Source organism: Pedococcus sp. P2_E5, assembly GCF_056403895.1.
In genome coordinates, this window is the sequence record NZ_JBFUEP010000017.1 from 61,244 (window position 1) to 71,986 (window position 10,743).

A 10,743-nucleotide genomic window follows, 5' to 3' on the forward strand; every position below is an offset into this window, starting at 1 on the left:
GCCCTATCTCGCCGTGTCCACACGGATTCGCATCGGCATCGCGCTGGTGGCGGCCATGTTCGCATCGGTCAGCAACGACATCCTCGGGGGCCTTCCCTGGATCCTCCTGACCGTCACGCTCGACCTCGCGGCCTCGGCCCTTCCTGTCCTGAGCCCGAAGGACACCGCCACCCGCCGCATCCAGATGACCGGGCTGCTCGTCGCCGGTGCCGTGGTGGCCGGGCTGGCGATGGGCTACACCGGGCCGTGGTCGAAGATCCTCATCCTCGTCCCCGCGTTCCATGCCGGGCTGCGGTTGGGCCGGCGGGGCGCCATGGAGATCTCGGCGGTCGGCTTGGCCTCCGGCCTCGCGACCGCGTGGTGGCTGAAGCGCCTGGACATGGCCGAGGGCCAGGCCATCCTGCTCGCCGCCATGGTCGCCCTCGTCTTCGGCCTGCTGGGCGCGTGGTCGCACCGGATGGAGAGTGTGGCTCTGCCCGTCGACCCGAACGTCGCGGCTGAGGCCAGCCTCCTGCTGCGGCGCCTGCACGAGCTCGCCGACACCCTCGACACCGGCTTCGATGCCCCCGGATCGGCCGAGATGGCCCTCCAGGACCTCAGCAACCAGATGCGCGCGGCACGCAGCGCCATCCTCGTGGGCTACGGCGACGACCCTGCCGTGCCGCTCGCCATCCGTGGCGCGGACCGCACCCCGTGGCCCGACCCGATGGAGCCCGACTCCGTCCTCGCGCCGGCGTGGCACCAGGGCGTGCCCACCCTCGCGCAGTGGAAGGACGACCTGGTGGCCCGCTCGGTCATCGTCGTCCCGCTCAACGACGGTGACGGCCACAGGCTGGGGCTGATGGTCGCTGACCGGCCACTGGTCACCCCCTTCACGGAGGACGACCTCGCCGCGGCGGGCGCGGTTGCCGCCCGGCATGCGGCGAACATCGACCTGTCGGTGCTGTTCGCGGGGCTGCGGGAGCGCGCCGGCCTGGAGGAGCGCGAGCGCCTCGCCCGGGAGATGCACGACGGGATCGCCCAGGAGATGGTGGCGCTCGGCTTCGGCATCGACGCGGTGCGGCGCAACGCCCGCGGTCAGGGGTCGCCCTTGGCGGAGGAGCTCGACGCACTCCGCGTGGACGTGTCACGTGTGCTCGCCGACCTGCGGCTGCACATCGGCGACCTGCGGATCGCGGTGCGCCCCGACACCGGACTCGGCGCGATGATCGGTGCCCGGCTCCAGAACTTCGGCTCGTCCTCCGGGGTCACGACGCGAATGCACCTGAGTGAGACCGGCTTCCGCCTTCCGGCCCACACCGAGGTGCTCATCTACCGCCTGTTCCTGCGCATGCTGGCCGATGCCCGGCACTCCCTCAACGCCCAGACCGTCGAGGTGCGCCTCAACGTCGCAGCACCCAGGGTCGAGCTCTGGATGTCGCACGACGGCACGACCTCACTGACCGAGCGCGACTTCGCCGACCACCCGCTCAGCGGGTTGGGAGGCGAGATCTCCGTCGAGCCCTATGCCGGAGAAGGCGTCTCGCTCCGCATGCGCATGCGAGCCCGCGGTGCAGCCCCCTCTGCCACGCTGTCCAACGAAAGGATCCCCCAGCCCTCATGACCATCAACGTCGTGGTGATCGATGACCACACCCTGGTGCGCGAAGCCGTCTGCCGGATGATCGACAGCGAGCCGGACCTGTCCGTGGTCGGGCAGGCCGGTGGCATAGCCGAAGGCCGCACCGTCCTGGCGCAGAGCCTGATCCACGTCCTCGTCGTGGACGTGTCCATGCCCGACGGCTCGGGCCTGGTGATGGCCCGGGCGGCCCGCGAGGCGTCCCCGCGACTGGGCATCGTCGTCCTGACGATGCACAACGACGACGAGACGCTGCTCGAGGCGCTCGACCTCGGCGCGTCGGCCCTCGTCCTCAAGTCCGCCCCGTCCGACGAGGTCATCGCGGCGGTCCGTCGCGCGGCCGTGGCGCCAGATGCCTTCATGGCCACCGGGTTGGCCGAAGCACTGCGTCGTCGGGACTCCAGTGACAAGCCGCGCCTGACCCCCCGCGAGGCCGAGGTGCTGGACCGCTTGGTCGCCGGCGACTCGATCGCCGCCGTGGCCAAGAAGCTCTACATGAGCGAGTCGACGGTCAAGACGCACGTCTCGAAGGTCTACGAGAAGCTGGGCGCCCACAACCGCGCCTCAGCCGTGATGTCGGCCCTGCGCCTGGGGCTGGTCAAGTCCGAGTCGATCGGCCACCGCGGCCGTTGACCTGGACCTGCTGACGCGGCGGTTGACCTGGACCCGCTGACCCCGGGGTCCACCGACGCGGCCAACCCGGGGAACGCCGGGTCACCGCACACCACGCACACCACAGGCGGCACCGCTGAGCACGTCTCAGCGATGCCGCCTGTCGGGGTGTGGAAGGCGGGTTCCCGGCTCAGAACTTGCCGGCGAACGCGTCCATCATGCGCATGATGCCGGGGCCGATGACCACGATCATGAGGGCCGGAAAGATGCAGAAGAGCATCGGGAAGAGGATCTTGACCGGCACCTTCTGGGCCTTCTCCTCGGCCAGCTGACGCCGGATCAGACGCATCTGGACCGACTGCTCGCGCAACACCGAGGCGATGGGCAGACCGAGGCGGTCGGCCTGCACGAGGGACGTGATGAAGGTCTTCACCTCCGGCACCGACGTGCGTTGGGCCAGTGAGCTGAACGCGTCGCCCCGTGACTTGCCGATCTGGATCTCGGAGAGGACACGGGCGAACTCGCCTGCGACCGGACCCTCGGCCGAGCGTGCGACCTGCAGCAGTGCCGCGTCGAAGCCTTGACCGGCCTCGACGCACACCGTCAGCATGTCCAGCGCGTTGGCCAGGCCCATCCGCAGCTCGTTCTGGCGCTTCAAGCCCATGTTGTAGACCAGGATGTCGGGCAGGAAGAACATGAAGGCGCCGCCGCCCGCGGCATAGCCCAGGCCCCGCAGGCTGAGGTGTCCGATGGCCAGGCCCAGGAGGGCGCCGATGAACAGCCCGAGTCCCTTGGCGCCCATGATGCGCTCGGGAGTCCACGCCGGGGGGTTGCCGGCGAGGTCGAGGCGACGGTGGATCCGCTCGGTCGTGCCGGACGGAGACAGTCGCTGAGCCAGGCGCCGGGTCTGGCCCAGCATGGGCAGCGCCAGCCGCTCCATGGCCGGCAGCTCCTCGCGGGCGACCTCGTGCGGGTCGAGCTGGCGTTCGATGATGGCGAGCGATCGCGCCACACCTGTGGTCTGTCCGCTTCCCAGGGAGAAGGCGAGGACGAGGGTCATGAGGGCCATGAAGACCGCCCCGACGCCAATGATGAGCAGCATCCTCAGACCTCCACGTCGACGACTTTTTTCATCCAGAAGATGCCGATGCCCATGGCGACGAGCCCCACCGCCGACATGGCCCAGCCCATCGGCTTCGACCAGAGCAGGGACACGTACAGGTAGTTGACCTTGAGCATGTAGAAGAAGAGCCCGATGGGCAGACCGATCAGGATGTAGGCCGACAGTCGGCCTTCCGCCGACAGGGCCCGGACGTGCCGCCGCAGCTCTTCGCGCTCCCTGAGGGTCTTGGCCGTCGTCCGCAGCGTCTCGGCGAGGTTGCCTCCGACCTGACGCTGGATGTTGATGGCGAGGGCGGTCCAGCGCATGTTCTCGCTGTCCATCCGCTCCCCCACGCGCTCGAGGGCATCGCTGATCTCCGAACCGATGCGCGTCTCCGCGAGAGCCCTGGAGAACTCCTTGGCCGACGGCTCCGAGGCGTCCTTGGCGATGGCGTCGACCGCCTGGGCCAGGGAGAACCCGGTGCCCAGGCTGCTCGCGGCCAGCATGAGCAGGTCGGGAAGCTGGTCCTCGAACTTCTTCGCCCGACGCTTCGCCAGGAAGCGCAGCACGAAGGCCGGGAGGAACCAGCCCACGACGGCGCCGAGGACGACAGCCAGGATGGTCAGGATGGTCCCGCCATGGAAGAGGATCACCGAGCCACTGATGCCCACCACCAGGGCCACCAGCCGCAGGACCCACCACTCCCCTGCCCTCAGCGGCAGGTCCGCCCGGGTGATGAGCGACATGGTCTTCGTCGTGGAGTCACGACCCTCCATCACGCGCTCACCCAGGTTGACCAGACCCTCGGACAGCGCACTGGGGGACGCCTTGGCGGCGGTGGCAGACATGACGCCGGCCCCGGCGACGTACTGCTCGATGCCGGCGACCCGGCTGCGTCGATCATCAGTGGGGGGCCGCATGACGAAGGCCAGCGCGAGCCCGATGATCCCGACGAAGAGCGCCACCAGCCCCGCCATGAGCATCGGTGAGAGGCCACCAGGACCGGCGAACTTCGGAGCCACGGCCTGGACGGCAGGAGCAACATCGGAGGTCGGGGTCTGCTGCACGACTGGCGCGGGCGCGCCGAAGTCGAGTGCGGCAGTGGCCGTGAAGGGCGCGCCGTCAGCGACTCCGGTCAGGACCAGGTCCTGCTTCGCGCTGGCGACGCCCTTGCCGTCCACGGTGAAGTTCAGCTGCGAGTCCAGCGCCTTGGCGGCGGCGTCGAAGGCGGCACGCACCGCTGCGGCATTGCCCGCCGCAGCCACCGTTCCGCCACCCGCGGACGCGAAACCGGCGAGAACGGTGTTGTCGCTCTCCCCTGTCTTGAAGCCGATGACCTCGGCACGGACACCGTTGGCCTTCAGGGCGGCTGTCGCCGACGCCCTGGTCGCCTTGGCGCTGGCGGTGTCGCCACCGTCGCTGAGCAGGATGATGCTGCGGTCGGCGTACGACCCCATCGCGCGGGCCGCAATCGCCACGGCGTCGTACAGGGTCGTCTCGCCCCGTGACCGAAGGGCATTGACGGACCTCTGGACGGTCGTCCGGTTGAGGGTCGGTGCGACGTCGACGCCGGCAGTCCCGGCAAAGGACACGAGCCCGACGGCGACATCCTTGGGCACCTCGGCCAGGAAGGCGCCCACTGCCGAGCGAACCGTCTCCATCCCGGTCTCACCCATGGAGCCGCTGGTGTCGACCACCAGCATGGTCGCCCGCTTGGTGGCGGCGACCGGGACCACGGTGACCGGCACCTCACGTCCCGCGAGCGTGGCCTTGAGGCTCGTGGCACTGATCGAGCCCGTCCCCTTGGCGCCACGCACTGTGAGCACCCCGGACACGGTCGTCCCCGTGATCTTGGTCGAGCTGACCGAGGCCGGGTTGTCCTGGGCCGCAGCGGCCGACGTCGCGGAGGCGGTCATGCCCAGAAGGGCCACCGCCGCGATGCCCAACGCCACCGTCGGACGGATGTTGATGCGCACCTACATGCCCCTCACGAAGATGTCCGCCGCCAGGGTGATGCCCTGGTCCACCAGATCCTGGGTGAACTTCGGGCGCAGTCCAGTGCTCACCAGCGAACCGCGGAACCGGCCCTGCTCGTCGCGTCCTGCGCTGTAGTCGAAGGTGAACAGGTCCTGCATGGTGATGACGTCGGTCTCCATGCCGGCCACCTCGGTGATGGCGACGATCCGGCGGGAGCCGTCCTTCATACGGGCCTGCTGGATGATCAGGTCCACCGCGCCGGCAACCTGCTCGCGGATGGCGCGCACCGGCAGGTYGACGCCCGCCATGAGCACCATGGTCTCGAGTCGGGAGAGACTGTCGCGCGGGGTGTTGGCGTGGACGGTCGTGATGGAACCGTCGTGACCGGTGTTCATGGCCTGGAGCATGTCCAGCGCGGCGCCGTCACGGACCTCGCCGACGACGATGCGGTCAGGGCGCATACGCAGGGAGTTCTTGACGAGCTCGCGGATGGCGATCTCGCCTCGACCCTCGACGTTGGACGGTCGCGCCTCCAGCCGCAGGACGTGGTCCTGCTTCAGCTGGAGCTCGGCGGCGTCCTCGATCGTGATGATGCGCTCGTCATCGGGGATGAAGGAGGAGATGACGTTGAGCAGGGTCGTCTTGCCCGAGCCGGTGCCTCCTGAGATCACGATGTTCCGGCGGCCCTTGACGCAGGCGATCAGGAAGTCGCGCACCCGGGGGGTGAACGTGCCGAAGGCGATCAGGTCCTTGTCCGTGAAGGGGTCGGTCGAGAACTTTCGGATCGTGAGCATCGCGCCGTCGATGGCGATGGGCGAGATCACGGCGTTGACACGGGAACCGTCAGGGAGCCGGGCGTCGACCAGTGGGCTGGCCTCGTCGACTCGACGGCCGACGCGGGCGACGATCTTGTCGATCGTGCGACGCAGGTGCGCCTCGCTGCTGAAGTGGGCCTCGACGGGGTAGAGCTTTCCGGCCCGCTCGACGTAGATCCGGTCCGGTCCGTTCACCATGATCTCGGTGATCTCGCTGTCGCGGAGCAGCGGCTCCAGGGGGCCGTGACCCAGGATCTCGTCGGCCACCTCCTGCGCGATGCGGGTGCGGTCTGCGAGCGAGAGGGGCGTCTCCTCGGAGTCCATCACCTCCTGCAGGGTGTGGCGGACCTTGCTCTCGAGCTCGCTCTGGTCCAGGTGCGGGTCATAGAGCTGGGGTCCGAGGGAATCCAGCAGGGCCTGGTGCACGCTGGCCTTGACTGCCGCGAACGGGTCGGCGATGCGGAGCTTCTCGCCATGGGCTGCCGGCACGTTGTGCGAAGCCGCGGCGCCCTGCTGCTGCTGGCCCCGGCGGACGCTCTCCAGCCGATCGGCGAGGCTCATCGCTTACCTCCACGAGAAAGTGACCAGCGGTCGTTGCGGCGCTTGGGCTGCGTCCCGGTGGCGTCGTCGGACAGCACCCCGGCTCCGTCTCGCTGGCGCAGGTACTCGTCCGCCAGGTGGCGGAAGGCGACACTGACGGGGTGCTTGGGGTCGTCGAGGACGATGGCCACGCCACGGTTGACCGACGCGGGCACCGCCGTGCTGCTGGGAACACTCACGGCGATCTCCTGCTTGATGGCGGTGACGACGTCCTCCGCCCGCAGGCCGACCTTGGCGTCGGAGCGGTTGAGCACGACCAGCCGTGAGTCCTTCGGGTTGCCCAGGAGGTCGAGCGTGTCGAGGGTGAGGCGCAGGTTCTTCACCGCCGGGATGTCCAACGTCGCGATCAGCACCAGCAGGTCGCTGTTGTCGAACGCGGCCAGGACGTGCTCGGTGAAGGCCGGGGGCGTGTCGATCACGACGTAGTCGTAGGCCCGACGCGCGACGCGGAGTGCCTCGGCGATCAGGGTGCCGGGCACGCGGTCGGCGTCGCTGGGCTCGGCAGGCGCGCACGCGGCATCGAGGCCGGACTCGTGGTGCGTCACGATCGACCTCAGGCCAGCCTCGTCCAGGTGGCCGGCCATGCTGATCAGGTCCGAGATCGAGTTCTGCGGGAGCATCTGGAGGCTGATCCCCACGTCGCCGAAGGCGAGGTCGAGATCCACCACGAGGACCTTTGCCCCGGTGGAGGCGAGGTAGGCGCCGAGGTTCGTCGAGAACGTGGTCTTGCCGACCCCGCCCTTGGCCGAGAAGACCGTGATGATGCGACCCTCGCGCGTGGCGTCCGTGCTGTAGCCCGTGACCTTCTGCGACAGGTCGCGACTGCGCCGCGCGGCGTCCGCGAGACCGGTGAGGTCGTCGGCTGCGAGGACCTCGCGGATGCCGGCGCGCAGTGCCTGGCCGAGAACCGTCACGTCGACGCGGCGACGGAGCAGGATCACCCCGAGGTCGGGGCGCTCGACCCGACACTGCTCGGCGAGGTCGCAGGCGGCCTGCATCCCGACCTCCGGGCCGATGACGACCAGGCGGTCATCGGGGTGGTCCAGCATGGCGCGGTTGACGGCCGCGGCGTTCTCGACACGGATCAGGTTCCCACCGACGGCGAAGCCGAGCCGGTCCGGTGCCGTGGCGTCGCTGTCCCAGAGGATCGTCATTTCAGGGCGCCGGAGAGGTCGAAGAGGTTGAGGTCGGTGACGACCTTGAGGTTGTCCATCTTCAGGTCGCTGCCTCGGAGGGCGGCGTAGAGGTTGCCGTTGTTGATCCCGTGGATCAACCGGGCGGCCTCGGCCGGCGTCACGCCCACGGTGACGAGGAAGCTCGGGGCCGTGGTGTCCGCCGCACCCTTCTCGGTCGCCGAGTCCTGCTTGGCGTTCCCGGGGTTGAGGGCCGTCTGCCCCATGCCGATGACCAGGACGTCGGGGAGCAGCAGGCTGGTTCCCTGGACGTCGGCCTCGTTGATCGCCTTGGACTTGTCGTCGGCGCCGATCGCCTTGATCTTGTAGGAGGTGAAGATGGCGATGTGGGTGCCCGGTGTGACGAACGTGCCGACGCGAGCCGGGTCGCTGAGCTCGACGGACACGGCCACCTTGCCGGCCGGCACCTCGATGGCCTTCTCGCCCACTGGCGTCACGCCGAACCGGGCGGAGGTGATGAACTCACCGGCCTGGATGTCGCTGAGGGCGATCAACGGGCTGTTGGCATCGGTCACCTGGCTGAGCGCTCCTGCCGGTGCGCCCTTGGCCGCAACGGTGGTCTGCTCGATCAGTCCCTGGCGATTGGCGTCTTTCAACGTCGTGCCCGCGGGGACGACCTTCTTGGCGAGGTAGATCAGCGTTGGCTGCTGGGCCGAGACCGCCCTGGCGTCCGCGCCACGCACGTACAGCATGACGGAGACCACCCCGACGAGGGCCACAACTGCGGCGACGATGATGGCGAGGAACCTGCGTCCCATGATGAGGGCCTGTCTTTCGTTTCGATCGTTGGGGTGTGCAGCCGAGAAGGCGGTGCGTGTTCAGCCGAGGTGGCGTTGCGTGGTCAGCCGAGGAGGCTGATCGTCGTGGGACCTGCGTGGCCACCGGACGGGTCCGGAGTGCCGCCGGGAAGGAGTGGGGCAACGTACCAGCCCCACAGGCAGCCCTGGCTGTCCTTGGTGCAGCCGACCGTGACGTTGCCGCTGGCGTCGGTGATGACGGGGTCGTAGCCGTTGAAGAGCTTGTTGGCCGCGCTGCCCTCGAAGTCCACGCCGGCCAGGTAGAAGCCGGCGATGCCCGCGAGCGTGTAGGTGGTGCCCTGGCCGGTGCCTGCGCTCGACTGGGCGATCGGGATGTAGACGATCGAACCCACCTTGAGGGGCAGGACGTCAGCGCACCCCTGGCTCGAGGACACACCGCCCGTCCCTCCGATGACGCCGTTCAGGCCCTCCGCGACACACGTGCTGTTCTGGTCGCCGGCCTGGTCCAGCCAGCCGAAGTTGCCAGGGGTGTACTGGCCCGGCCCGGACTTGCCGCAGTTCGCTGAGCCGGCCGTGGGGTCGGTCATGATCTGGATCGTGGCGACCTGGGCGGAGTCGACGACGGACGGGATCTTGGGCAGCGGGTTGGCGGACATGTTCGCCGCCGGGGTGTACGGCGGCAGCGGCGGGAACGACGTGCCGTTGTTCGTCGCGGCCTGCCAGGCGCACAGTGACTGGATGACGGGGATGACCTTGAGCGGGTCGTAGCCCGAGAAGAACCCCACCTGGGCGCAGGCCTGCACCTCGACACCGCTCGCCTGGCCACTGAGCGCCTTGGCGAAGGCGTAGGGCAGGATCGTGCCGCCCCCCGTCTCGCGGGTGCGGGTGTACGCACGCACCCACTTCGCCGGCATGGTGGCGGGCGGGACGCAGTCGGTGAGCGACGAGGTCAGCGCGGGGCAGGCGGGCAGGCCCGTCGCGGTGCCGCAGATGGCCGGGTTGCCGTCAGCGCGCGAGATCGACGTGGTGCCGTCCATCGCGTTGCCGTCGGCCAGGTTCTGGCGGTTGGTGGCGTTGCCCGCGAGGCAGCTGGCCAGCTTGGCACAGTCGATGGCGACGGACAGCGCCACGGCGTCCGCGCCGTTCTGGAGCTGTTGCCGCTCGCTCTTCATGTGACCGAGGTCGACGGTCAGGGCGGCGCAGCCGAGCAGGACCCCCGACCCGAACAGGACGACGACAATGAGGGCGACGGCGCCACGTTCGCGCCGCCTGCCCAGCCACCTCGAAGAGTGTCGCATCCTCAGCCTCCGCATCTCATCTGGGCCGTCTCGGAGAAGGTCTTGCCTCCGCCGAAGAACAGGATCCCGTTGAAGTTGAACGCGACAGCCACCGCCGCGTAGTCGTTCACGTTCGGGCACATCGTCACGGTGGCGGTCATGGTGCCGGCCATCGGGTTGGCGCCGGCAGCCTCCGCTCGCGACTTGGCCTGAACAGTGRTGTAGTTCGGGGCGAGGGCGGCGAGCCGCACACCCTCGCGCGCGCCCTGCTGGGCGGCGATGATCCCGCTGAAGATGCGGGAGAAGTCGATGATTCCGAACACGAGCAGGATGAGGACGGGGAGCACGATGGCCATTTCCACCGCAGCTGCTCCCCGTTCCCGTCCCCGCCTGAACATGCGCATCGTCACATCCACCAGTTCACGGAGGTGAACAGGGCCAGGACCTTGTCGCCGGTCAGGGCGACGGTCGCGACGATGACAGCAGCAATGAGGGCCATCAGCAAGCCGTATTCCACGGCAGTGGCGCCACGCTCTACGAAATGCTGACGGCTGATCCTCATTACGTCTTCCTCAGACYGCGTTGTTGACGGTGTTGAAMGCGYCGTTGATCTTGCCACCGAGGGTGGCGACGACAGCGACGATGACGGCCGCGATCAAGGCGACCAGGAGGCCGTACTCGACGGCCGTGGCGCCACGCTCGGACGTGCGGGCGTGGAAGAGGCTGGTTTGGAGCTTTGCGAGCTGCTTGGTCATTTCGATCCCCTGACTTGGATAACGCCTGGATGAACCG

General features: G+C 68.9%; 11 protein-coding genes. 2 read left to right on the forward strand and 9 right to left on the reverse strand.

The genetic code is table 11. From position 1 onward, the window contains the following. Positions 1-13: 13 nt before the first annotated feature. Together AC1DVZ_RS07670 and AC1DVZ_RS07675 are read left to right on the forward strand one after the other, a co-directional pair. A complete protein-coding gene (locus AC1DVZ_RS07670) occupies positions 14-1,603 on the forward strand; it encodes a sensor histidine kinase (protein ID WP_477617591.1) in 1,590 nt (529 codons plus the stop codon). Continuing rightward, positions 1,600-2,250 (forward strand): response regulator transcription factor, encoded by a 651-nt coding sequence (locus tag AC1DVZ_RS07675; protein WP_477617592.1) that lies wholly within the window; start codon positions 1,600-1,602, stop codon positions 2,248-2,250. The genes AC1DVZ_RS07670 and AC1DVZ_RS07675 overlap by 4 nt, the downstream gene beginning before the upstream one ends. A 169-nt stretch (positions 2,251-2,419) precedes the next feature. Here AC1DVZ_RS07675 and AC1DVZ_RS07680 read toward each other — a convergent pair whose 3' ends face one another. The 9 genes from AC1DVZ_RS07680 to AC1DVZ_RS07720 all read right to left on the reverse strand — a co-directional run bounded on the left by AC1DVZ_RS07680 (position 2,420) and on the right by AC1DVZ_RS07720 (position 10,706). After that, positions 2,420-3,331 carry a type II secretion system F family protein gene (locus AC1DVZ_RS07680; protein WP_477617593.1) on the reverse strand — a complete coding sequence of 304 codons (912 nt, stop codon included), beginning with the start codon at positions 3,329-3,331 and terminating at the stop codon, positions 2,420-2,422. A gap of 2 nt (positions 3,332-3,333) precedes the next feature. Continuing rightward, the gene (locus AC1DVZ_RS07685) at positions 3,334-5,307 is read right to left on the reverse strand and encodes a type II secretion system F family protein (RefSeq protein ID WP_477617594.1); all 1,974 of its coding nucleotides are present in this window, start codon (positions 5,305-5,307) and stop codon (positions 3,334-3,336) included. After that, positions 5,308-6,684 carry a CpaF family protein gene (locus AC1DVZ_RS07690; RefSeq protein ID WP_477617595.1) on the reverse strand — a complete coding sequence of 459 codons (1,377 nt, stop codon included), beginning with the start codon at positions 6,682-6,684 and terminating at the stop codon, positions 5,308-5,310. Continuing rightward, positions 6,681-7,877, reverse strand: coding sequence for a CpaE/TadZ family protein (locus AC1DVZ_RS07695; RefSeq protein WP_477617596.1), 1,197 nt, complete (start codon positions 7,875-7,877; stop codon positions 6,681-6,683). The genes AC1DVZ_RS07690 and AC1DVZ_RS07695 overlap by 4 nt, the downstream gene beginning before the upstream one ends. Continuing rightward, the gene (cpaB, locus tag AC1DVZ_RS07700; protein WP_477617597.1) at positions 7,874-8,674 is read right to left on the reverse strand and encodes a Flp pilus assembly protein CpaB; all 801 of its coding nucleotides are present in this window, start codon (positions 8,672-8,674) and stop codon (positions 7,874-7,876) included. Before cpaB ends, AC1DVZ_RS07695 begins: the two co-directional genes overlap by 4 nt. An 83-nt stretch (positions 8,675-8,757) precedes the next feature. Next, the gene (locus AC1DVZ_RS07705; protein WP_477617598.1) at positions 8,758-9,972 is read right to left on the reverse strand and encodes a pilus assembly protein TadG-related protein; all 1,215 of its coding nucleotides are present in this window, start codon (positions 9,970-9,972) and stop codon (positions 8,758-8,760) included. 2 nt (positions 9,973-9,974) lie between these two features. Next, positions 9,975-10,313: a TadE/TadG family type IV pilus assembly protein gene (locus AC1DVZ_RS07710; RefSeq protein WP_477617599.1), complete on the reverse strand. Its 339-nt coding sequence runs from the start codon at positions 10,311-10,313 to the stop codon at positions 9,975-9,977. 44 nt (positions 10,314-10,357) lie between these two features. Beyond that, positions 10,358-10,513, reverse strand: coding sequence for a Flp family type IVb pilin (locus tag AC1DVZ_RS07715; protein WP_477617600.1), 156 nt, complete (start codon positions 10,511-10,513; stop codon positions 10,358-10,360). A gap of 10 nt (positions 10,514-10,523) precedes the next feature. Next, on the reverse strand, positions 10,524-10,706 hold the full coding sequence (locus AC1DVZ_RS07720) for a Flp family type IVb pilin (protein ID WP_477617601.1): 183 nt from the start codon (positions 10,704-10,706) through the stop codon (positions 10,524-10,526). Positions 10,707-10,743: the final 37 nt, after the last annotated feature.

Excerpts from the sequence above, each read along its gene's own strand:
- AC1DVZ_RS07675 (WP_477617592.1), top strand. The coding sequence starts at position 1,600 with ATGACCATCAACGTCGTGGTGATCGATGACCACACCCTGGTGCGCGAA.
- AC1DVZ_RS07680 (WP_477617593.1), bottom strand. The coding sequence starts at position 3,331 with ATGCTGCTCATCATTGGCGTCGGGGCGGTCTTCATGGCCCTCATGACC.
- AC1DVZ_RS07695 (WP_477617596.1), bottom strand. The coding sequence starts at position 7,877 with ATGACGATCCTCTGGGACAGCGACGCCACGGCACCGGACCGGCTCGGC.
- cpaB (WP_477617597.1), bottom strand. The coding sequence starts at position 8,674 with ATGGGACGCAGGTTCCTCGCCATCATCGTCGCCGCAGTTGTGGCCCTC.
- AC1DVZ_RS07705 (WP_477617598.1), bottom strand. The coding sequence starts at position 9,972 with ATGCGACACTCTTCGAGGTGGCTGGGCAGGCGGCGCGAACGTGGCGCC.
- AC1DVZ_RS07715 (WP_477617600.1), bottom strand. The coding sequence starts at position 10,513 with ATGAGGATCAGCCGTCAGCATTTCGTAGAGCGTGGCGCCACTGCCGTG.